The sequence below is a fragment of the Streptomyces sp. NPDC094448 genome, from assembly GCF_044763775.1.
GTDB lineage: Bacteria > Actinomycetota > Actinomycetes > Streptomycetales > Streptomycetaceae > Streptomyces.
Genome location: NZ_JBIWGU010000001.1, coordinates 843,468 through 864,076 on the forward strand (window position 1 = coordinate 843,468; position 20,609 = coordinate 864,076).

The window sequence follows — 20,609 nt, forward strand, 5'->3', positions numbered from 1 at the left end:
GGCTCCGGCCGCGCCCTCTGCCCCGTGTCCGGCTCGGGCTGCGGGGCCCGTCCCGGAGCGGAGGCCGAATGCTCCGGCCCGATGGCAGGGCGAGGGGGCCGTCCCCGGCCGGGCGGCAGCTCACCGTCGGCCGGTTCATTCCCTCCGTTCATGCGGAGGCCGGAGGACCGGCGCGTCCGGGCGGTGGAGTCCGGGGGCGGGGGGATGGGCGCGGCGCGCCGGACCGCTGCCGCCAGTCCCGCGGCACGATCACCTCCAGCACATCGTCGACGGTGATCACGCCGAGGATCCGGTCCGTGTCATCGACGACCGGGACGACCAGGAGATTGTGATCCGTCATCAGCAGGGCGACGTCTTCGACATCGGTGTCCGGTCCGACGCGCACCGGATCCACGTCCGCGAGACTGCCCAGCCGGGCGGCGGGGTCCGACTGGAGGAGCTGGACCAGGGGCAGAACCCCGGCCAGGCGATCGCCCTCCCGTGTCATGAAGATGCTGGTCAATGCCTCCGACTGGAGCGTGCGCGCGGCCCGTACGGACACGAGTGCCTCCTCGGCCGTACTCGAACCGGGAACCTTCAGGACGTCCAGGGACATCAGCCCACCGGCACTGGAGGGATGAAACCCCAGGAGCGTCAGCACCCGCAGGCGCTGTTTCGTCCCCAGGGCGTCGAGGACGGACTGCCGGCGGTCCTGCGGCAGCTCGCCCACGGCATCGGCCGCGTCATCGGCGCGCATCCTTCCCAGCACCGCCGCGATCTCACCGTCCGACCGCTCACGCAGGAGCCGGGTCTGCGCGTCGGGCTCCAGTTCCTCGAACACATCGGCCTCCAGCTCCGGATCCGTGCCGACCGCACGCAGAATCTCCCGCGACTCCCTCCGGTCCGCCTCTTCCAGCAGGTCCGCGAGGTCGGCGGGCTTCAGACGCCCGAGCCTGCCCAGGACGCGACGGCCCGGCGCCAGGGCGGTGTGCCCGATCAACGGCTCGAACGACTTCCAGTCCCGCCAGCCCGACTCCGCGCGCCGGCTACTGCGCGGCAGCCAACGGGGCAAGCGCCGCCGGGTGCTGACCCGGGTCACCGCCCACCCCTCGGGCCCGGCCTCCAACAGAACGTTGTAAACCCGCGCGAACTCGGCCTCACGCACGTCGATCAAGCGGTGCCCCAGCACATCTGCGCGCAGTAGTACCTCACCCTCACGCCGCCTGAACACCCGCACGTTCACCCGCCCGCTGGTAAGGGTGACCCCGTCACCACCCCAGCCCGCCACCTGTTCGACGGACAGGAAGACCTCACGACGCCCCAGCCGCCCCACCACACCTGTCACCAGCGGATACTCCGGACCCCGCAACCGCACGACGACATCGGAAAGCCGCCCGACCACCTCCCCATCGCGCCCCCGCAAAGGCCGCCCCACCAGCTCCGCAAGCCCCAGAGAACCAGTCACGCAGAACAACGTAGGCACCAGAACCACCATCCGCGGGTAGGGACACGGCCGTCTCCTCCCGGGCTGCGTTCGGCCGGGTCGAGGAGACCGGCGATCCGTCGCTGCCGTACCGCCTGTGGGATCGGACGGGACCGGGGTGGCGGCCTCAGCGAGTTCCTGCTCGACATGCTCGCCGACGAAGACGGCCCGGCCTGCGCACCGGTGCGCAGGCGGGGGGTGACGCTCAGGTGCCGACCCCGTGTCCGGCACCGTTTCGCCGGTTGCAGGAACCGCAGTACGGCACTCCCGGGCGCACCAAGTGGCGAATGATGTGGGGTCGGCGCCGTAGGACAGGCGCAGGGCGGGTCGTCCTGCCCGGTGGCGGAGAGCGGTGGTTCGCTCCCGGGGCAGCGGCCGGCGCACGGGGATCGCGTGTGGATCCGCGGGCGGGTCCGGTGGCTGTGGCCGGGGCCTGCGGGACGTACGAAGCGGGCCCGGTCCCCCGCCCGTGGCTGGGGCGGGGGACCGGGCCCGTGGGTGCCGGGACCTGGCCGGTCAGGAGACGGTGACTTCGAAGGCGGCCTGGGTCCTGCGGTCGGCGGTCGCCATGACCAGGAACGTTCCGCTGCTGTTCCCGGCGGTCAGGGCGGGGGCCTGGGCGGTTCCGTCGGCGCCTGTGGTCACGGTCGCGGTGGTGGCGCCACCGGGGAAGGTGAGTTCGGCGGGGCTGGTGAAGGTGACGGTGGCACCTTCGACGGGCTGGAAGGAGGCGTCCAGCGCCTTGGCGGTCAGTGGCTGTCCGGTCGGCTTGCCGCGGGCGACGGTCTGGCTGTCGCCGGAGACGGCCCGCAGATGCGCGACGGCGGGGACGGCCGCGGCGGCGGCCGGGACCGTGGTGGGGGCGGCTGGGGCCGCGGTGGGGGCGGCGGGGGCCGCGGGGGCCGCGAGGGCCCCGATGGGGGTGAGGGCGGCACCGGCCGCGGCCAGGGTGACGGCGGCGAGGGCGATGCCCGCGCGGTGCCGGATGGTCGGATGCACGGGTGACTCCTTCCCGGGTACGGGGGTGGGGTGACGGCTCAGCACGGGCGGAGCGACTTCCACTCGACCTTGGTGTCGGGGACCTTGTCGCCCGGCTTGACCTTGACCGCGGTGCCGCCGTAGTTCTCGTTCGGGTGGGCGCAGTAGGTCAGGCTGGTGTTGTTCACCACGGACAGGGCTCCGTACATGACGTAACCATCGCTGTTCGACACCCGCTTGACCTCGGGCAGTTCGATGCCGGGCAGTACGCCGACGGCGAAGGTGTTGTAGCTCGGGGCGTTGAAGAGGCAGAGCCAGCCGGTGGGGCAGCCGGGCGCATCGCCCCACTCGCTGAGGATGTGCACGCCGGGCGGGTTGGACGCGGCCGCGGCGGCCGGTGCGGCGGAGCCCGTCAGCGAGACGACGACGGCCGGTACGAGCGCGGCCAGGGCGCGGAGCGGACGGCGCAACAACACGGGAAGGGTGTTCACTTCGCTCCGTTCAGGGGCGGGAGGTCCTCGGACCAGACGACCTTGCCGGAACCGGGTACCGAGACGGTGACCGGGCCGACCTGCTGGTAGCGCTCGGCGGGGGTGTCGCAGCCGTTGATGCGCTCGTAGTAGCCGCGGACCTTCATGGTCTCGATGCCGATGTAGACGATATAGCCCTCGTTGGGGCCCACCTCGTAGGCGACCTCGGTCTCCCGCTCGATGCTGTTCTCGCGGGTGGTGGTGAAACCGTAGTTCGTCTTGAGGGACGCCGACATGCTGGCGCCGAAGGCGTCGAAGCCCGCGCTGACCTCGATGCCGATGTCCACCGAGTGGGTGAACGAGCTGGTGGTGGTCGTCTTGGTGCGCTCGGTGTACTTCTTCGGACTCTTGCTCCGGCGGTTGTCGAAGGTGAACCGCTCGGCGGTGATCCGTTCCTGGACCGGACTGCCGGTCGCGACGAAGTGCCACTTGCCGTCGCAGGCGACCGTGCCCGGGTCGGCCGTCGCGGGCGCGGCGGAGGCGGCGGCGAGCAGTCCCGCGGTCAGGGCCGAGGCCAGCGCGGTGGCCAGGGCCCGGCGGGTGCGGTGGGGGCGCCGCGGTCGGGCGGGGGCCTCGATCAGTACATCCATGCGGCCTTCTCCCACTTCAGATTGGTGGCCGCGGTGGGCGCGTCCTGGGTCCAGTACAGATGGGACTGGGGCGTCAGAGCGGGGAGGGTGACCTCGACGGTCTCCTTGGGTTCGACCTGGCGCCAGATGATGTCGTAGGTGGCCTTGATGCTCTTACGGCACAACGCCTCCGACTGGTCCGTTCCGGACTGGCCGTTGCAGTCGTAGACCACGGCCGACAGGTCACGGGGGGTACGGCTGGTATTGACGAAGGACAGATAGAGATCCTTCTTGTTGCTCAGGCGGCAGAGTTTGATGTCACCGCCGACCGCCGTGATGGTGCGGATGGTCTTGAGGCAGCTCGGGGCGGCGGCCGCCCGGCCCTCGGCCGAGGCCGGGGCGGCGGCGCACAGGGCCACGAGGCCGGCCAGGGCCACAAGCAGGGCGGCGGGCCGACGGCCGCCGTAGCGTGTCCGCGATGCGGACGACCAACTGGACATACGTCTCCTGTGGGGGGAGTTGCCGAAGGTAAGAGATATGTGCCGACCTGGCGCGGAGCGGGGAAAGACCAAGCGAGTGAAGCGGGATGGGGACCGTGCCCCGTAGCTGGTGCAGCGGGGACCGACGGACCCACCCACGGCGCTTGCCGTTCGGCCGACGACGGCCGGGTGGGCGATTCGGGGAACCCGGCGGGTTCCGATGACCGGTGAACGTCCTGTTTCGGTCCGCGATCTCAGCGGACCCGGGCAGGGACGCCCTGGTTCAACAGGGTGTGCTCGTGATCGCTCCATGAGCACACCAGCATGAGAGCAGACAGTGATACAGCCACACAACGCCATCATCGGGATATCACCCCTTCGTGCCATCGTGGCGCTTTCGATGACGGAACACTGTCCGAACCGTGGCGACACCCCGGACGGTTGACCGGCCCGCCCGCCGACAACGCCACCGCGCGAGCGGTGGTGAACCGGAGCCCCGGGGCCCGTTGCAGGCACCCGGGCGCCCCGCCCCCACCCCGTGCCGCCGGAAACCAGTTGCATTGCCCCGGGAGGTTGCGGTCGGGGCGCCAATCCTCCGGCCTCCGCATGAACGGAGGAAACGAACCGCCCGACGGCGGGCCGAAAGCACGTCTCCACCCCGGCGACGCCCCCGTCCGGTCGCCTGAGCCCGTCGCCCGCCTCGCCCGCACCGGCGCGGCGAACCGCAAGAGCCATCCGGCCATCGGCGCCCTGACACCGTCTCGACGGCTCTTCCCCCGCGGACGGCCCCGGACGGCCGATCAGCACCACACGGCTGACACAGCACGGAGACACCGGCTTGCTCGGGCCCGCCCCCGCCCCTGCCGGACTAGCAGCCCAGGTACACGGCGCCTGGGTCGCGTTCGCCCGCAGCGGGCGCCCCGGCCGGGCTCCGTACGACCCGCCGCGTCCCACTGCGGAAAACGTCGGCGGAGGAACGGGCTGACCAGCCGTCTCAGCCTCCGACGACATGCTGCACACCGTGCTGCGGCGACGGTGCGGCGGGCCCCGGCCTGACGGCCTCCGGCCGACTGTGCTGCACTCGCCCGGAGCCCCGCTACAGCGACCTCTCCAAGATCGGTTACCGTCGAAGCCGTCGGGCCGGCAGAGTCCGGCGGCGGGACAGACTGCCGCATGGCAGAGGTGCAGGGGAGGGCTTATATGGCTGTGGGGATCCTGTTGCTCGTATTGGCGTCGGCCGCCGCGAGCTGGGGAATCGTCTCCGTCTTCAACATACGCGGCGCGGCGGACAAGGCCGCGGCACGACGCAATGCCGTCCGGGCCGCTGCGGCGGCCCGGACCATGGACCTGAGACTGACGGAACCGTCGAGAATCGGGCCTTGGTTCTTCAGACTCACCGGAGGAATCATCCTGACCTGCGCGCCGATTCTCGGCCTGGTCGGCGTTGTGGTGTTGCTCGAAGGGTGAACGGGCCTCTCGTATGCCCGGCACGGGCACTGTCCACGGTCCGCGTGACGGGTACCGACACCAGCGGCGGGACACCATCCCGCCGACCGGTACGCGGCCTGCTCACAGGTGGGCGTCCAGGAACTCCCCGAGCGTGGCCCTGGCCATCGGGCCGCTCCCGGCCGCGGTTGCCTCGCCCCGAGCGATCAGCACGAAGGAGGGCGCGCCGGTGACGCCGTACCGCCGTACCGGGCCGGGGCACCTGGCGATGTCGGCCCGCACGACGATCAGCCGGCCCTGGTAGGCGTCGGCCACCTCCCGCACCAGGGGCTCCATTTCCTTGCACGCCCCCACGGCCTTGGGCCACGTACCGTGGAAGTACGCGAGTACCGGGACGTCCGCCCTCGCCAGGATGAACTCGAACTCGGCTTCTTCCTGGGCTTGATGGACCCTGTCCGCCATCGGCACTCCTTGACGCTGCACTCGACGTGAGGCAGTGGGTGCCTCCTTGTGTCTGCTGACCGCGGCGGCGCGCACCGCCGGTCAGCGGGCCCTGCGCACCCGGCCGGCCTTGCGGGCCTCCGCCATCTTGCGGGCCTCCGCGGCCTTCCGGGATTCCTTCGGCGGGCGGCCCGGGTGGGTGCCCAGACCCCGGAACGCCGCGTTGCCGGTCTTTGCCCTGTCCTGTACCGGCGGACGCTTCGCGCCGGTAATGGCCGTCAGCTTCTCCTCGCCGGAGCGAACCTGGGTGACCGTGGGCCGGATGCCGGCATCCGACATCATCCGGTTCACGTCCCGGCGCCGGCCGGGCGTGACCAGTGTGATCACGCTGCCGGACTCGCCGGCACGCGCGGTGCGCCCGCCGCGGTGGAGGTAGTCCTTGGGGTCGGAGGGCGGATCGACGTTGACGACGAGGTCCAGGTGCTCGATGTGGATGCCACGGGCGGCGACGTTGGTGGCCACCAGCACCGTGATCGCGCCGTCCTTGAACCGGGCCAGCGTGTGCGTTCGCTGCGGCTGCGACTTCCCGCTGTGCAGAGCACCTGCCTCGATGCCGCTGCTCCGCAGATGCCGGGTGAACTGATCCACAGCGTGCTTGGTGTCCAGAAACATCAGCACCCGCCCGTCCCGGGCCGCGATCTCGGTGGCTGTCGCGTATTTGTCGGCGGGATGGACGTTCAGCACGTGGTGCTCCATCGTCGCGACCGAACCCTCCGCCCGGTCGACCGTGGCGAGCACCGGCTCCGTCAGATGGTGCCTGACCAGTTGATCGACATTCCGGTCGAGCGTCGCGGAGAACAGCATCCGCTGCCCGCCGTGGGGAACCCGGTCCAGGGTCTGCGACACCTGCGGCAGGAAGCCCATGTCGCACATCTGGTCCGCCTCGTCCAGCACCGCGATCCGTACCCGGTCCAGGTGGCAGTCCCGCCGGGCCACGAGATCGGCCAGCCGTCCCGGGGTGGCCACCACGACCTCGGCACCCGCCCGGAGCGCCGCCGCCTGCCGGTTGATCGCCAGCCCGCCGACCACGGTCGCCGACCGTAGTCCGAGCGCCTCCGCATAGGGCGCCAGCACCTCGCTCACCTGCTGCGCCAGTTCCCTCGTCGGCACCAGGACCAGCGCGAGAGGGCGCTTCGGTTCGGCGCGATGGCCTGCCGTACGGGCGAGGAGTGCCAGCCCGAAGGCGAGGGTTTTCCCCGATCCGGTCCGCGCGCGGCCCAGGACGTCCCGGCCGGCCAGCGCGCTGGGCAGGACGGCCGCCTGGATCGGGAACGGATCCCGTACCCCTAGCTCCGCCAGCACCCTCATCAGTTCGACCGGCAGTTCCAGCTCCGCGAAGGACACGGCCGGCGGAAGGCCGGGGGCCGACGTCCCCGGCACCGAGAGTTCGCCCCGGGGGGCCCTCCCCTGATCGGACCTGTCCGGTCCGGAGCGGCCGAATGACGGCTGCTTCGCCTTCATGGGGTCCTTCCTCATCTCGGTGCGCCGAACGGGCCGGGGCCCGTGCCTTGTCCGGCACGGGCCCCGGTTGTCTGCGAGCGTGCCCTCGATTTTACCAGCGACGGACTCACGTCAGCCGTCTCGCCGTCCGGCCGGTGACGGACTCGTTCCCGCGCGGCTCTCGGCGTCGGCCGCACCACGACCCTGCGCATGTCTCACCGCCCAGGACCGCCGAAGCCCGGCTTTGTCAGTGGCCTGCTGCTCTGGTCCACGCTTTCTGTGGTCGCGTACGCAGCGTGACGACTGATGGTCATTCGGTCGCGGTTGGGCGGCCCGGAAATCGACCTGCCGGAGGGGGACGGCGTCGACGGTTCTGCGCTGCTGCCGCGCAGCCGAGGCCGGGAGGGTACGGAGGTGGCCGATGCCGAGCGCGGCGCCGAGGTGCGCGTCGCGCCTCCGGCGGCAGCCGGGAAGGGGCGGGCCGGCCGGGCGTGAGCGTGGCCGTCGGTGCAGTGAATCCGGGGACCGGTGGGGGACCACGCGGTCGAGCGGCCCCCGAGCGGTGCGGGGCCGCCGGGGCCCGGCTCAGGAGCGTCAGGGGCGGTGTCCGGGGGACACCTGCTCGGCCCTGCGGATGCCCATCGCCTGTTCCACCATCCCGTCGCTGAGACTCGGGGTCACCAGAGGGGAATCGTCGGGGCGCCCGATTCCTGGACAAGAAGCTCCGGGACCGACGGTGAAACCACCGCTTCCGGAGGCGCATGCGGGCACCAGCCGTGCTCGGGCTGCGGCGCGTACCTCGTGCGTCTCCATCGGATCGTCGCGCAGCCGGGCGATCTGCCCGTGGGTCTCCTGGTTGGCGGGTGCGGATGCGATCCCCAGCAGCCGTTCGGTCTCTTCGCAGCCCCAGAGGGACTCGGTGTAGATGTAGTCCAGGCCGTCCCCGTTGATGGCGGCGAGTGCCTCCAGGTATGCGGCCCGCTCGTAGGAGTGCGGGGTGTGGAGCCAGAAGCGCCGCAGGTAGGGCACTGCGTCGGCGGCGTCGGGCCCGAACCGGGCCAGGCGCCGGGCCGTCCGGTCGGGGCCGCACCAGGCCCGTGCCGCCCATTGGCCGGCGAGTTCTGCCACGAGTCCCGGCAGTGCGGAGGGCCCGGGGTGGTCGGCCAGGACGTCGGCTCCCAGCCCGGCCAGCCAGGGGCGTTCGTCCCGCGCCCAGCTGCGGGCCGCGGGTACGGCGGCGGCGCCGAGGCGCTCAACGGCCCGCCTGAGCAGAGGCAGAGGCCGGCAGCCGTCCGGGGTGCCGAGCGAAGGGATCAGCGGGATCAGTTCTTCCGAGGGTTCACGGCCGGTCAGTGCCCGGAGTGCGTCGGTCTTCGTGGCGTTCTCCGTACGGCCGTCGGCGAGCAGGAGGAGGAGATCCCCGGTCCCGAGCCCGTTCAGTGACGGCCGTTTCGCGTACGGGCGGCTCTGTACTTCGATCCCGAACCGGGTCCACGGCTCGGAGAACCATGGAAGCTCCGCTTCTCCGCCGATCCGGGCGTGGGCGATGTCACCGAGGTCCTCCCACCACTCCGCCGGCCAGACGGCTGATACCGACTCCAGTACGCGGACCCACTGCCCGCCCGTCCGGACATAGGCGCGAAGCCCCTCCCGTGCCTCGTCCGATCCGGCAAGAGCCAGCAGCTCCAGTACCCCACAGGCCCGCAGGCAGGACTCCTCGTCGCCCGCCAGCCGGTTCACGACCGGGGCAGGTGACAGCTCCAGATCCCGGACCAGCCGCGCCAGGTACAGAGACCGGTCGTCGGTCCCGTCCCAGCGTTGGTCATGGCGGATCCCGTCGTCGACGAAGACGGCGGAATCCTGTGGGTCCCGGAGCGCGCGTACCGCGCCCAGGCCACGCCCTCGTTGCAGCAGGCCCTCGACGGAGTCGGGGTGGGCGTATGCCCATTCGTCCTCATAGCTCATCATTCGCAACTCTGCCCGACTCGGGCACCGCCCCGCCAGGAGATTTCGGTGGTGCGAACGCTGTGGGGGCCGGGCAGCACATAAGGGGTGACCGCCGTCGGGTGATCAGGGACGGAGACCTTGCGGTAACGAGCGACGGCCCACCGGACCCGACGATATGACTGCACTGTGGAACGGAGCCCCGCCATGACGGCCGAGACCGCTGCCGCGCCCTTCGATGCCGACCCGGACGGCAAGCGCTCCGCGGCGCTTCTGATCGACCTCGCCGAGAGCTACCTCTTCCCGGCCGCACTGCGGGCCGCGGCGGCCATCCGGGTAGCCGACCACCTCGCCGACGGCCCCCGGGACGTCGCCGCACTGGCAAGAGCGGCCGAGGCCGACACGGACAGCCTCTACCGGGTGTTGCGGCTGCTGGCGACGCGCGGTCTCTTCGACGAGGTCCAGCACGGCACCTTCCGTCTGACCGTGGCCGGGGACGCGCTGCGCAGCGACGCCCCGGCCTCCGTACGCGCCGCGATCCTGATGATTACCGGGCCGGAGATGTGGTTGCCGGCCGGGGAGCTGACACGGTGCGTCACCGGGGGCGGGTCGGTGTTCGAGTCCGTCTTCGGAAAGCCGTTCTTCGAACACTTCGCGCAGAACCCCGAGGTCACCGCTCTCTTCGACGACGGCATGGCCGAGATCTCCCGTGCCGAGGACGGCCACTCCGTCACCGTGTGCTCGTTCGCGCCCGGCAGCACCGTGGTGGACGTCGGCGGTGGTCAGGGCGGTCTGCTGCGCGAGGTGCTCACGGCCCACCCGAAGGTGCGCGGGGTGCTCTTCGACCGGCCGCACGTCCTGCCCGGCCACCGGCTCGACATCCCCGCGACGCGCGGCAGGTGGGAGCTGGCGGCCGGCGACTTCTTCGAGTCCGTACCCCCGGGTGCCGACACGTACGTGATCAAGCGCATCCTGCATGACTGGAAGGACGAGCAGTGCGTCACGATCCTGCGCAACTGCCGGAAGGCGATGGCGCCGGGCGGCCGGGTCCTCGTCGTGGACTCGGTGCTGCCCACCGGGAACACCCCTCACCAGGGCAAGCACCTCGACCTGATGATGATGGCTTCGCTCGTCGGACGGGAACGGACCGAGGCGGAGTTCCGGGAACTCTTCCGCGCGGCAGGGCTGCACCTCACGCGTGTGATCGTCACGGAGACGGTGCCCTCGGTCGTCGAGGGGGTCGCGGTCGGCGACTGACCCGGCACCGGCCCGACCGGCAGTCCGGCCCGGACGGTCGGGGCGGCAGGTTTCCGGCGGGACCGACGGCCGACGGGAGCCGCCGGACGCACTCCAGCAGGGAACGCCCGTACCGGCAAAGGCTGTTGATCCGCCCGGCACACTCTCGGCCCGTAGGATCCCGCCATGACAACCCGCCGCAGGATCCTGGGCTCCGGCCCCGAGTCGCACCGGTCACCGGAACCCGACGAACACGATGCCGCCTCCGCGCCGACCCGGATTCAGGCGACGGACGCGGATCTGGACGCCGGGCTGCTGTACTGGCCGGACATCCCGTCACTCGATGATCTGCGGGTCCGCGGCGTCCTCGGCCGGGGCCTCCCGCCCTCTCACGGCACGGCTGACGCGGGCCGGGCCCTGCGAAGGCGCTGACCAGCCAGGGACGGCAGGTGGAAGGTCCGGTGGGTGATCCGCTCCCGCCGGGCGGGCGCGGTCCGGTTGCCGTTCGGCGGGCACGGTGACGGTCCCGTGGGGCTTCAGCGGGCGGGAGTCCCCCGTACCGGGTGCTTGCTCAGGATGGAGACCCGGTTGAAGGCGTTGATCGTGATCGCCACCCAGGCCACGGCGGCGATCTCGTCGTCGTTCAGCACCTGCCTCGCCTCCGCGTACGCCCGCTCCTGGGCGAGGGCGTCGGCGGGGTGCGTGGTGGCCTCGGCCAGGGCGAGGGACGCGCGCTCCCGGGCGGTGAAGAGTTCCGTGTCCCGCCAGGCCGCGAGCACCCCGAGGCGCCGCGTGGATTCACCGGCGCGCAGCGCGGCCCGGGTGTGGACATCGAGGCAGGAGGCGCAGCCGTTGAGCTGGGAGACGCGGAGGTTCACCAACTCGACCAGGATCCGGTCCAGGCCGGCCTCGGCGGCCGCCGTTCGAACGGCGTCGGCAGTCCTGACCAGCGCCTGGTACGCGGCGGGGCTCTGCTTGTCGAGGTAGATCCGTCCATGGGGCCGCTGGGCTTCCGCGGCCTGTGCGGTGTCGATCACCTGTACTCCTCCGTCTGTTGTCCCGGGTTGCCTTCGGATCTATGATCACCCATAATTGTTGAAAACGAAACTACTTTGCTCGGGGAGGGCCGGGAGATGGATCACACGGATATCGGTATCGAGGCCGGCGTCGAGGTCCTCGGCGCCCGGGACGTCCCGCTGGGCGGACCGCGCGCGATGACCGTACGGCGCACCCTGCCCCAGCGCGCCCGGACCCTCATCGGGGCCTGGTGCTTCGCCGACCACTACGGCCCCGACCGGGTGGCCGAGTCCGGCGGCATGGATGTCGCACCCCACCCCCACACCGGGCTCCAGACCGTCAGCTGGCTGTTCAGCGGGGAGATCGAGCACCGCGACAGCGCGGGAACCCACGCCTTCGTGCGGCCCGGCGAGATCAACCTCATGACCGGGGGCCACGGCATCAGCCATACGGAGGTGTCCACCCCCGGCACCACCGTGCTCCACGGCGTCCAGCTCTGGGTGGCCCTCCCCGGCGAACACCGCCACGCACCGCGCGAGTTCCAGCACCACGCACCCGTACCGCTCCGCGTCGACGGCGCGGAACTGCGGGTCTTCCTGGGCACCCTCGCCGGCGATACCTCCCCCGTGCGTACCTTCACCCCACTCCTCGGCGCCGAGGTCCTGATCGACGCCGATGCCACCGTCACCCTCGACGTCGACCCCGGCTTCGAACACGGACTCCTCGTCGACGAGGGTGACGTACGCCTCGACGGAACCCCCCTGCGCCCCGCGGAACTCGGCTATGCCGCCCCCGGCCGCACCACCCTCACCCTCACCAATGCCTCCGGCCGCCCGGCGCGGGCGGTCCTCCTGGGCGGTCCGCCGTTCGAGGAGGAGATCGTGATGTGGTGGAACTTCATCGGCCGCAGCCACCGGGACATCGTCGAGGCGCGGGAAGACTGGGAGCGAGCCTCCGGCCGTTTCGGCACCGTCGAGGGCTACCCCGGCGAGCGGCTGCCCGCCCCCGCCCTGCCCAACGCCGTCATCACACCCCGTAACAACCCCTCCCCTCGCTGACCCGAACCGGAAGGCCGCCCTCATGAACGAGCAGACCGCCGACGCCCCCGTCGTCCGCCGTGTCGACGCCCGCCACCGCTACGAGATCCTCGTCGACGAGGACCGCGCAGGCCTGACCGCCTACCGCGACCGCGGCGACCAGCGGGTCTTCTTCCACACCGAGATCGACGACGCATACGCCGGCCGGGGACTCGCCGGGATCCTCGTCGAGCAGGCGCTCACCGACGTCCGCGCCTCCGGGATGCGGATCGTCCCGGTCTGCCCCTACGTGGCCAAGTTCCTCACCAAACACCGGGAGTTCGCGGACATCACCGATCCCGCCACCCCCGAGATCCGCACGTGGCTCCAGTCCCGGCTGGGCCGCTGACCGCCACGAGGCAGAGGGGTTGTTCACACCCCTGCCGGGCGAGGAGGGCGCGCGCCGAGTGCACTTCGCGGGATGTCCACCGCAGGGTGGCCTGCTGAGGTGCGTTGACCGCCTCGGCAGTCGTCGTGCTGTGGCGGGGAACGGCTGGATCGGGCTCCTCGGCCGTGACGGTGCCCCCATGGGGTCCTACTTCGTCAACGAGGTCACCGTCATCGACGTCGAGCCCTCCGCCGACGGCGCCGGTCCCGTCGGTGATCGCGAGCTTGTGCTGTTCGATCTGTTCCCGGAGACCTTCGAGGAACGAGGTGTCAGCATCATCCTTCGGTGACCTCGGCAGGTAACCCGTAGGCGGTCTTCGCCTCTCGGCTCGCAACACTGTTCCGATGAGTCCGATCCTGCTTCCGCGCCCGCCTGTGGCTGCGGACCGAGAGCCTGGGCCGGTACCCCCACGACTCGCTCCCTGCAGACGGGGCCAGGGCCTCTCACTCCTTCGGGGGCCGGTTGAAGGCACGTGCGGCGACGTACATCGCCAAGGCCATGAGCACGGCACTGGTGGCCACGGCCCCGGTGACGCTCCATCCCGGGTCCCAGCCCAGTGCGAGGGAGCGGGCGCTGTCGACCGCATACGTCACGGGATTGAGTCGGGCCACCACGCGCAGCCATTCGGGAAGGGCGTCCAAGGGAACGAACGCGCTGGAGGCGAACATCAGCGGGAACATCACCAGGACCGCGAGGCTCGACATCACCTCCACACTGCGCAACCAGGCCGCGAGAGCGATGAACGCCCAGATCAGCGACCAGATGACGAAGACGGTGACGAACAGGGCGGCCAGCGTGCCCGGGACGCCCCCGGAGGGGCGGAAGCCCAGCAAGCCGACGCCGACGGCCAGCAGGACGAGCAGTTCGGTGAGGACACGGACCAGGTCGGCTGCGGAACGGGCCACGAGTACCAGGAAGAGCCTGATGGGCAGTACCCGGAAGCGCGCCACCATACCGTTGTCCATATCCCTGACCAGCCCCACTCCGGCGCCCTGGGCGGAGCCGATGCCGGTGGTGACGAGCAGGGCGGGCACGACGTAGTCGATGTAGCGCACGCCGTGCGGGAAGTCGCCGGGGTTGGCCATGCTGCCGAAGATCTCGCTCAGCAGGAGCAGCATGATCACCGGCTGCATCAGACTGAACAGGGCCAGGCGGCGGTCGCCGTACATGGAACGGATCTGCCGTGCCGTGAGCACCCGCAGCTGAGTGGTGGCACCGGCGCCACGCCACCCGGAGGCGGCTGGGGCACCCGCTTCGTCCGTCACCTCCCTCGCGGTGCGTTCCTGGATGGCCAACGGGACTCCCGGGGATCAGGCCGCGTCGTCGACGGCGGCGGGGGACTGGGTGAGTGCCAGGTAGACATCGTCGAGGGACGGCTCCTTGACGGTCAGCTCGACAGCGTGCGTTCCGACGGCGTCCAGTGCGCGGATGACACCCGCGATATCGGCCGAGGTGTCCACAGGGGTGGACAGCGCATGCGGTTCCGTGCCGGTCCGTGGGCGGAACCCGGCGGTGGTGAGGGCCGTCGCCGCGGCGGACATATCGGCCGTGGGGTCGAGCACCACATGCACGGCCCGGTGCCCCAGTTCCCCCTTGAGCCGGTCGCCGGTGTCCGATGCCACGACCCTGCCCTTCGCCAGTACCGTGATCCAGTCGGCGAGGCGGTCGGCCTCATCCAGGTACTGGGTGGTGAGCAGGACGGTCGTGCCGTCCGCTACCAGCTTCTCGACCGTCTCCCACAGGGCGATCCGGGTCGCCGGGTCCAGTCCGGTCGTCGGCTCGTCGAGGAACAGCACATCCGGCCGGCCCACCAGGCTGGCCGCGAGGTCGAGCCGTCTGCGCATACCGCCCGAGTAGGTGCCGGAACGCTGGTGGGCGGCTCCCGTCAGCCCGAACAGCTCGATCAGCTCGTTCGCCCTGGCTGTCGCCTCCCGCCGCCCCGCGCCGAGGAGCCGGCCGATGAGGAGGAGGTTGCGGAATCCGCTGAGGTACTCGTCCACCGAGGCGAACTGGCCGGTCACGCCGATCCGGGCACGGACCTCGGCACCCTGGGACGCCACGTCGTGACCGGCCACGGTGACCGTGCCGGCGTCCGCAGGGGACACCGTGGAGAGTATGTCCACCAGGGTCGTCTTCCCCGCCCCGTTGTGGCCGAGCAGCCCGAGTACCCTGCCTCGCGCGACCTCGATGTCCACGCCCCTCAGGGCGTGGACATCGCCGAAGCTCTTGCGAACGCCGACGGCCCTGATCATGGCCCCGTCGCTCAAGCGATGTCCTGCCCGGAAGCCGACATCGCCTCCACGAGGCTCTTGGGCCGCATGTCGGTCCAGTTCTCATTGATGTAGTCGAGGCAGGCCTGACGGTCCGTCTCCGGCAGGGCGACCGACCAGCCCGCCGGTACCTCGGCGAACGACGGCCACAGAGAGTGCTGGCCCTCGTCGTTGACCAGCACGACGTAGCCGGCTTCCGCGTCTTCGAACGGGTTGCTGCTCATGGTGATTCCTCTCCTGGGGATTCCGCGGGTTGAGCTGTTCGCACCGCGGTCGTTCTCCTGCGCCGGGATGCCCGGGTGCCGGGATGCCGGTTCGGCTTCGGCGGTCCCTACCGCCGCGGCCGTCCGGCCGCCCGTAGTTGCGTGACCAGGGCCTTGGCGATCGTCGTCACCGACTCCGGTTCGGTCAGCAGGTCCTCGTGCAGGTGGTCGACGACGTGTTCGGTGATCTCACCGGAGACGTACGGCTGCCAGGCGGCCGCGCTGTTGACGGGGTCGTCTCCGGGGAACGACGCACCGGACGAGAAGAACAGCACATCTCCGGTGAAGACGTCCGGCCGGAGGTTCCTCGTCAGCCGCGAGCTGTTGACGTACACGCGGACCGCCGCGCCGATATCGCCGCCGGGCAGATGCCCGAGGGGGTGACCCTTGGACCGCAGGTCCGTCAGCACCGCCTCCTCCTGGTCGGGACCTATCCGCTCGACGTCGAAACCGAGGTCCGCGCTGATCCGGGCCAGCATCTCCGTCGAGTCCCAGTCCTTACGGACCGAGGCGACCGGGTAGGCGTCCACGATCGCCAGGACGTCCACCTGTTGTCCCGCCTGCTGCAGCCGGGTGGCGACCCGGTGGGCCAGCAGACCGCCCATGGACCAGCCCAGGAGCCGGTACGGGCCCTCGGGCTGGACCTCCCGGATCCGGGCGCAGTAGTCGTCGATCATCTCGTCGAGGCTTGCGGCGGGGGCGTCCTGCCCGAGCAGACCGCGTGCCTGGACCGCGTACACCGGGAGCGCGGCAGGCAGGTGGGCGGTGAGACGGCCGTAGCACCAGCCCAGGCCGAGGGCCGGGTGGAGGCAGAACAGCGGGGTGCGCCCACCGCCCGCCCGCAGCGGCAGCAGTACGGAGAACGCGTCCTTGCTGCCCTCCGCGTCCAGGTGCTTGAGCAGACCCGCAACCGTGGGTGCCTGGAAGAGGTCGCGGATCGACACGCGCAGGCCCAACGCCCTGCGGATGCCCGCGATCAGCTGAGTGGCCAGCAGCGAATGGCCGCCGAGGGCGAAGAAGCTCTCGTCGGTGCCGACCTGATCCAGGCCCAGCGCCTGGGCGAACAGTTCGCACAGGATCTGCTCCCTCGGGGTGACGGCCTTGCTGCCGCCGTCTTCGGCGCGGCGTGGAGCGGGCAGCGCGTCCCGGTCCAGTTTGCCGTTCGGGGTCAGCGGCAGGGAGTCGATCAGTACGACCGCCGGGACCATGTACTCGGGCAACACCCCGGCGACTCGGTCGCGCAGCTCCGCCGGGGTGGGCCGGGGCTCGGCCGCCGGGACCACATAGGCCACGAGCCGCTTGTCACCGGGAACGTCCTCCCGTACCACCACGGCGGTCTGCGAGACCCCGGGGGCCCGGGCGATGACGGTCTCCACCTCCGCCGGCTCCACCCGGAACCCGCGTATCTTGACCTGGTCGTCGGCCCGGCCCACGAACTCCAACTGCCCCTGGCGGTTCCACCGGGCCAGGTCGCCCGTGCGGTACATCCGCCTGCCGGGACCACCGAACGGGCAGGCCACGAAGCGCTCCGCCGTCAGGTCCGGCCGGTGTGCGTAGCCGCGGGCGAGACCGGCCCCGGCGATGTACAGCTCCCCGGTGACTCCGCTCGGCACCGGGCGCAGCCGCGGGTCCAGGACATATGCACGGGTGTTGTCCAGCGGGCGGCCCAACGGCAGCCCGTCGGAGGCACGGTACGGTGCCCGGACGGCATGCCCCGTGGCACACAGGGTGATCTCCGTCGGCCCGTAGAGATGGCGCACCGTCGTTTCCGGCCCGGCCTGCAGAACCCGCTCCACCGCGCCGGCGGGCACCACGTCACCACCGGTGAGTACCTCGCGTACGAGGCCGAAGCAGTCCGCGAGGTCCTCGGACATCGCGCGGAACAGACCGGCCGTCAGGTGCAGATGCGTGATCCCCCGTTCCCGGACGAGGCCGTCGATGGCCTGGGCGTCCAGGGGACCCGCCGGTGCGACCACTACCCGGGCCCCGCGCAGCAGTGGAACCCAGATCTCGTACACGGAGATGTCGAACGCGTGCGGCGCGTGCATCAGGACCCGGTCGCCCTCGCCGACACCCCAGCCGCCATCCAGGGCGAGTTCCACGACGTCCCGGTGCGTGACGGCCACGCCCTTGGGGGTGCCCGTCGAACCGGATGTGTACATCACGTAGCTGAGCCGGTCGGGCTGTACCGTGTTGGGCAGGGGCGGGTCCGTGTCCCCCGCGGCCTCCGGCTCCTCGTCGGCGACCAGGAGCGCCACCCCGGCGGACCGCTGCTCGGCCACCAGCTCATGCCCTGCCAGAGCACCATCGGTGACCAGCACCGGAGCACCAGCCTCGGCGAGGACCGCGCGCATCCGTTCGGTGGGGTAGCCGGTGTGCAGCGGCACGTACACGCCGCCTGCCCGTACTACCGCGAGCAGCACCGCCACGAGGTCCGCCGACCGTTCCATCAGCAGCGCCACCGGCGTCTCGGCCCGTACCCCCAGGGATACCAGGCGCCGGGCGAGCCGTTCGGCCCGCGCGTTCAATTCGGCGTACGTCCACCGTGTCCCACCGCACTCCACGGCCACGGCGTGCGGATCCTGCGCGACCCGGGCGGCGAACAGTTCCGTCAGGGCGCCGGTCGGCACCGGTGCGTCGGTCGCGTTCCAGTCGTCGACGATGCGCCGTCGTTCGGTGGCCGAGAGCAGGTCGAACTCTTCGATTCTGCGATCCGGTTCCGCGACGGCGGCAGCCAGCAGCCGCACCAGTCGTTCCGCAAGACCGGTGACCGTCTCCCGGTCGAAGAGGTCCTGGCTGTACTCGACCTGCCCGAGGATGCCCGCCGGTTCGCCGTCCTGGTGGTGTTCGGCCATTCCGAAATTCAGGTCGAACTTCGCCGTGCCCGCGCGTACCTGCTGGCCGGCGGGCCTCAGCCCCGCCAACTCCACCGCGATATCAGCGTTGTTCCAGCTCAGCGCGGTCTGGAACAGCGGGTGCCTGGCCAGCGCCCGTTCCGGGTTGAGGATCTCGACGAGCCGCTCGAAGGGCACGTCCTGGTGCGCGTACGCCTCCAGGTCCGTATGGCGGACCCGGTCGAGGAGGTCACGGAAGCGCGGATTCCCCGACACGTCGGTGCGCAGCACCATGGTGTTGACGAAGAACCCGACGAGGTCCTCCACGGCGGAGTCGGTGCGTCCGGCGACCGGGGTGCCCAGCGGAATGTCGGTACCGGCCCCCATCCGCGACAGCAGGGTGGCGAGGGCCGCCTGGAGCACCATGAAGACCGTCACGTTCCGGTCGGCGGCGAGCACCCGTGCGGCGGCGTGCAGCCCGGCGGGGATCTCGAACTCGACAGTGTCCCCCCGGAACGAGGGGACGGCGGGTCGGCTGCGGTCCGCGGGGATCTCCAACTCCTCCGGCAGGTCCGCCAGCGTGGATTTCCAGTAGGCGAGCTGTTGCGAGATCGCGGAGTCGGGATCGTCCTCGGAACCGAGTACCTCTCGTTGCCACAGTGCGAAGTCCGGATACTGGGCCGCGAGTGCTTCCCACTCGGGGGCGCGGTCCCGCAGCCGGGCCTCGTACGCGGTGGCCAGGTCCCGGGCGAGGGGTCCCATCGACCAGCCGTCGCCAGCGATGTGGTGTACGACCAGCAGCAGGACGTGCTCGTCCGGCGAGAGTTCGAACGACCAGATGCGCAGAGGCACTTCCGCGGTGAGATCGAATTCGTACCGGGTCGCCTCCGTGGCCCGGTCGGCCAGCTCCTCCTCGCGGACCTGGACCACGGTGACCTCCGGGCGTACCTGCCCGGCGTCCAGGACGACCTGGTACGGGCCTTCCGCGTCCTCCGCGAAAACGGTCCGCAGGCTCTCGTGCCGGCCGGTCACATCGTGCAGTGCCTGCCGTAGCGCGTCGTGGTCGAGCGTGCCGTGCAGCCGTACCGCGGTGGAGATGTTGTACAGGTACGCGGCCTGTTCCAGCTTCCGCAGGAACCAGAGGCGGCGCTGGGCGTGTGAGAGGGGGATACGGTCCGGGCGGGGTCGCGCGGTGAGCGGGGCACGGGCGGCAGGGGTGGCGGTGATCCCGCGGGCGAGGCCGGCGACCGTGGGGTGGTCGAAGAGGTTTTTGACGGAGAGTTCGGCGTCGAGGGTGGTCCGGATGCGGGAGACGAGGCGGGTGGCGAGGAGGGAGTGGCCGCCGAGGTCGAAGAAGCTGTCGTCGATTCCGACGTGGTCGAGGCCGAGGACGTCGGCGAAGAGGGTGGAGAGGATTTCTTCCTGGGGGGTGCGGGGGGTGCGGCCGGTGGTGGTGGTGTGGGTGGGGTCGGGGTCGGGCAGGGCTTTGCGGTCGAGTTTGCCGTTGGCGGTCAGTGGGAGGGTGTCGAGGGTGACGAAGGCGGAGGGGATCATGTAGTCGGGGAGGGTGCGGGCGAGGTGGCGGCGTAGTTCTTCCCCGGGTACCGCTGTGCCGGTGGTGTAGGCGGTGAGGCGGTCGTTTCGGACGGTTGCGACGGCCTGGGTGATGTGGGGGTGGGTGAGGAGCCGGGTTTCGATCTCGCCGAGTTCGATACGGAATCCGCGGACTTTGACCTGGTCGTCGGCGCGGCCGAGGTATTCGAGTTCGCCGTCGTGGCGGCGGCGGGCAAGGTCCCCGGTCCGGTACATGCGGGTTCCGGGCGGGCCGAAGGGGTCCGCGACGAAACGCTCACCCGTCAGGCCGGGCCGGTTGAGGTAGCCCCGGGCCAGCCCCGGCCCGGCCACGTACATCTCCCCCCGCACCCCCGCCGGCACCGGCTCCAGCGCCCCGTCGAGCACATACAGACTCAGGTCCGGAATCGGCTCCCCGATCAGACTCGCACCCCCACCCCCACCCGCACCCGCACTCGCACTCGCACCTGTGCCTGCGCCGGTGCTCTGGCTCTGGTTGGTGACGAGGGTGTGGTCCAGGACCCGGCGGGTGACATGGACCGTGGTCTCCGTGATCCCGTACATATTCACCAGCCGCGGCCCGCCCCCCTCCTCCGGATGCCGC

Annotated in this window: 20 protein-coding genes; 7 read left to right on the plus strand and 13 right to left on the minus strand. The window is 71.1% G+C overall.

The window, feature by feature from the left end:
* Positions 1-148: 148 nt before the first annotated feature.
* From ACIQ9E_RS03450 to ACIQ9E_RS03470, 5 genes are all read right to left on the minus strand, one after another.
* Positions 149-1,444, minus strand: coding sequence for a magnesium transporter MgtE N-terminal domain-containing protein (locus ACIQ9E_RS03450; protein WP_403701184.1), 1,296 nt, complete (start codon positions 1,442-1,444; stop codon positions 149-151).
* A 534-nt stretch (positions 1,445-1,978) separates the two neighbouring features.
* The gene (locus ACIQ9E_RS03455; RefSeq protein ID WP_403701187.1) at positions 1,979-2,461 is read right to left on the minus strand and encodes a hypothetical protein; all 483 of its coding nucleotides are present in this window, start codon (positions 2,459-2,461) and stop codon (positions 1,979-1,981) included.
* A 38-nt stretch (positions 2,462-2,499) separates the two neighbouring features.
* Positions 2,500-2,931: a hypothetical protein gene (locus ACIQ9E_RS03460; protein ID WP_403701190.1), complete on the minus strand. Its 432-nt coding sequence runs from the start codon at positions 2,929-2,931 to the stop codon at positions 2,500-2,502.
* Positions 2,928-3,560, minus strand: a complete 633-nt coding sequence (locus tag ACIQ9E_RS03465; protein WP_403701193.1) for a hypothetical protein — start codon at positions 3,558-3,560, stop codon at positions 2,928-2,930. The genes ACIQ9E_RS03460 and ACIQ9E_RS03465 overlap by 4 nt, the downstream gene beginning before the upstream one ends.
* On the minus strand, positions 3,548-4,039 hold the full coding sequence (locus tag ACIQ9E_RS03470) for a hypothetical protein (protein ID WP_403701196.1): 492 nt from the start codon (positions 4,037-4,039) through the stop codon (positions 3,548-3,550). Before ACIQ9E_RS03470 ends, ACIQ9E_RS03465 begins: the two co-directional genes overlap by 13 nt.
* Before the next feature lie 1,152 nt (positions 4,040-5,191).
* On the opposite strand from ACIQ9E_RS03470, the gene ACIQ9E_RS03475 reads away from it, so the two are divergent.
* Positions 5,192-5,485, plus strand: coding sequence for a hypothetical protein (locus ACIQ9E_RS03475; protein ID WP_403701199.1), 294 nt, complete (start codon positions 5,192-5,194; stop codon positions 5,483-5,485).
* A gap of 102 nt (positions 5,486-5,587) precedes the next feature.
* On the opposite strand, the gene ACIQ9E_RS03480 is transcribed toward ACIQ9E_RS03475, so the two are convergent.
* Both ACIQ9E_RS03480 and ACIQ9E_RS03485 read right to left on the minus strand, forming a co-directional pair.
* Positions 5,588-5,926, minus strand: a complete 339-nt coding sequence (locus ACIQ9E_RS03480) for a thioredoxin family protein (protein ID WP_403701202.1) — start codon at positions 5,924-5,926, stop codon at positions 5,588-5,590.
* 81 nt (positions 5,927-6,007) lie between these two features.
* On the minus strand, positions 6,008-7,426 hold the full coding sequence (locus tag ACIQ9E_RS03485; protein ID WP_403701205.1) for a DEAD/DEAH box helicase: 1,419 nt from the start codon (positions 7,424-7,426) through the stop codon (positions 6,008-6,010).
* Positions 7,427-7,711: 285 nt separating this feature from the next.
* Between ACIQ9E_RS03485 and ACIQ9E_RS03490 the strand changes: the two genes are divergently transcribed.
* Positions 7,712-7,900 carry a hypothetical protein gene (locus tag ACIQ9E_RS03490; protein WP_403701207.1) on the plus strand — a complete coding sequence of 63 codons (189 nt, stop codon included), beginning with the start codon at positions 7,712-7,714 and terminating at the stop codon, positions 7,898-7,900.
* 99 nt (positions 7,901-7,999) lie between these two features.
* Here ACIQ9E_RS03490 and ACIQ9E_RS03495 read toward each other — a convergent pair whose 3' ends face one another.
* Positions 8,000-9,373, minus strand: a complete 1,374-nt coding sequence (locus tag ACIQ9E_RS03495; protein WP_403701210.1) for a hypothetical protein — start codon at positions 9,371-9,373, stop codon at positions 8,000-8,002.
* A 183-nt stretch (positions 9,374-9,556) separates the two neighbouring features.
* Between ACIQ9E_RS03495 and ACIQ9E_RS03500 the strand changes: the two genes are divergently transcribed.
* Positions 9,557-10,606, plus strand: coding sequence for a methyltransferase (locus ACIQ9E_RS03500; protein ID WP_403701213.1), 1,050 nt, complete (start codon positions 9,557-9,559; stop codon positions 10,604-10,606).
* A 165-nt stretch (positions 10,607-10,771) separates the two neighbouring features.
* Complete coding sequence (locus tag ACIQ9E_RS03505; protein WP_403701216.1) at positions 10,772-11,017, plus strand: hypothetical protein; 246 nt, start codon at positions 10,772-10,774, stop codon at positions 11,015-11,017.
* A gap of 104 nt (positions 11,018-11,121) precedes the next feature.
* Here the strand turns inward: ACIQ9E_RS03505 and ACIQ9E_RS03510 are convergent, their stop codons facing one another.
* Positions 11,122-11,622, minus strand: coding sequence for a carboxymuconolactone decarboxylase family protein (locus ACIQ9E_RS03510; protein ID WP_403701219.1), 501 nt, complete (start codon positions 11,620-11,622; stop codon positions 11,122-11,124).
* A 96-nt stretch (positions 11,623-11,718) separates the two neighbouring features.
* Here ACIQ9E_RS03510 and ACIQ9E_RS03515 point away from each other — a divergent pair, with 96 nt between their 5' ends.
* The 3 genes from ACIQ9E_RS03515 (at position 11,719) to ACIQ9E_RS03525 (ending at position 13,355) form a co-directional block, all read left to right on the plus strand.
* A complete protein-coding gene (locus ACIQ9E_RS03515; protein WP_403701222.1) occupies positions 11,719-12,660 on the plus strand; it encodes a pirin family protein in 942 nt (313 codons plus the stop codon).
* A 22-nt stretch (positions 12,661-12,682) separates the two neighbouring features.
* Positions 12,683-13,027, plus strand: coding sequence for a GNAT family N-acetyltransferase (locus ACIQ9E_RS03520; protein WP_403701225.1), 345 nt, complete (start codon positions 12,683-12,685; stop codon positions 13,025-13,027).
* Between the two features lie 178 nt (positions 13,028-13,205).
* Positions 13,206-13,355 (plus strand): hypothetical protein, encoded by a 150-nt coding sequence (locus ACIQ9E_RS03525; protein ID WP_403701228.1) that lies wholly within the window; start codon positions 13,206-13,208, stop codon positions 13,353-13,355.
* A gap of 154 nt (positions 13,356-13,509) precedes the next feature.
* Here the strand turns inward: ACIQ9E_RS03525 and ACIQ9E_RS03530 are convergent, their stop codons facing one another.
* From ACIQ9E_RS03530 to ACIQ9E_RS03545, 4 genes are all read right to left on the minus strand, one after another.
* Positions 13,510-14,361 (minus strand): ABC transporter permease, encoded by an 852-nt coding sequence (locus ACIQ9E_RS03530; protein WP_403701230.1) that lies wholly within the window; start codon positions 14,359-14,361, stop codon positions 13,510-13,512.
* Between the two features lie 15 nt (positions 14,362-14,376).
* Positions 14,377-15,318, minus strand: a complete 942-nt coding sequence (locus ACIQ9E_RS03535; RefSeq protein ID WP_403701362.1) for an ATP-binding cassette domain-containing protein — start codon at positions 15,316-15,318, stop codon at positions 14,377-14,379.
* Between the two features lie 11 nt (positions 15,319-15,329).
* Positions 15,330-15,560 carry an MbtH family protein gene (locus tag ACIQ9E_RS03540; RefSeq protein ID WP_403701233.1) on the minus strand — a complete coding sequence of 77 codons (231 nt, stop codon included), beginning with the start codon at positions 15,558-15,560 and terminating at the stop codon, positions 15,330-15,332.
* Positions 15,561-15,667: 107 nt separating this feature from the next.
* Positions 15,668-20,578 (minus strand): amino acid adenylation domain-containing protein, encoded by a 4,911-nt coding sequence (locus ACIQ9E_RS03545; RefSeq protein ID WP_403701365.1) that lies wholly within the window; start codon positions 20,576-20,578, stop codon positions 15,668-15,670.
* Positions 20,579-20,609 lie beyond the last annotated feature (31 nt).

Bases quoted from the DNA above. Each gene is read 5' to 3' on its own strand.
- ACIQ9E_RS03515 (WP_403701222.1), top strand. From the start codon at position 11,719: ATGGATCACACGGATATCGGTATCGAGGCCGGCGTCGAGGTCCTCGGC.
- ACIQ9E_RS03490 (WP_403701207.1), top strand. From the start codon at position 7,712: ATGGTCATTCGGTCGCGGTTGGGCGGCCCGGAAATCGACCTGCCGGAG.
- ACIQ9E_RS03480 (WP_403701202.1), bottom strand. From the start codon at position 5,926: ATGGCGGACAGGGTCCATCAAGCCCAGGAAGAAGCCGAGTTCGAGTTC.
- ACIQ9E_RS03520 (WP_403701225.1), top strand. From the start codon at position 12,683: ATGAACGAGCAGACCGCCGACGCCCCCGTCGTCCGCCGTGTCGACGCC.
- ACIQ9E_RS03465 (WP_403701193.1), bottom strand. From the start codon at position 3,560: ATGGATGTACTGATCGAGGCCCCCGCCCGACCGCGGCGCCCCCACCGC.
- ACIQ9E_RS03525 (WP_403701228.1), top strand. From the start codon at position 13,206: ATGGGGTCCTACTTCGTCAACGAGGTCACCGTCATCGACGTCGAGCCC.
- ACIQ9E_RS03540 (WP_403701233.1), bottom strand. From the start codon at position 15,560: ATGAGCAGCAACCCGTTCGAAGACGCGGAAGCCGGCTACGTCGTGCTG.
- ACIQ9E_RS03470 (WP_403701196.1), bottom strand. From the start codon at position 4,039: ATGTCCAGTTGGTCGTCCGCATCGCGGACACGCTACGGCGGCCGTCGG.
- ACIQ9E_RS03505 (WP_403701216.1), top strand. From the start codon at position 10,772: ATGACAACCCGCCGCAGGATCCTGGGCTCCGGCCCCGAGTCGCACCGG.
- ACIQ9E_RS03485 (WP_403701205.1), bottom strand. From the start codon at position 7,426: ATGAAGGCGAAGCAGCCGTCATTCGGCCGCTCCGGACCGGACAGGTCC.
- ACIQ9E_RS03475 (WP_403701199.1), top strand. From the start codon at position 5,192: ATGGCAGAGGTGCAGGGGAGGGCTTATATGGCTGTGGGGATCCTGTTG.
- ACIQ9E_RS03500 (WP_403701213.1), top strand. From the start codon at position 9,557: ATGACGGCCGAGACCGCTGCCGCGCCCTTCGATGCCGACCCGGACGGC.
- ACIQ9E_RS03495 (WP_403701210.1), bottom strand. From the start codon at position 9,373: ATGATGAGCTATGAGGACGAATGGGCATACGCCCACCCCGACTCCGTC.
- ACIQ9E_RS03535 (WP_403701362.1), bottom strand. From the start codon at position 15,318: ATGATCAGGGCCGTCGGCGTTCGCAAGAGCTTCGGCGATGTCCACGCC.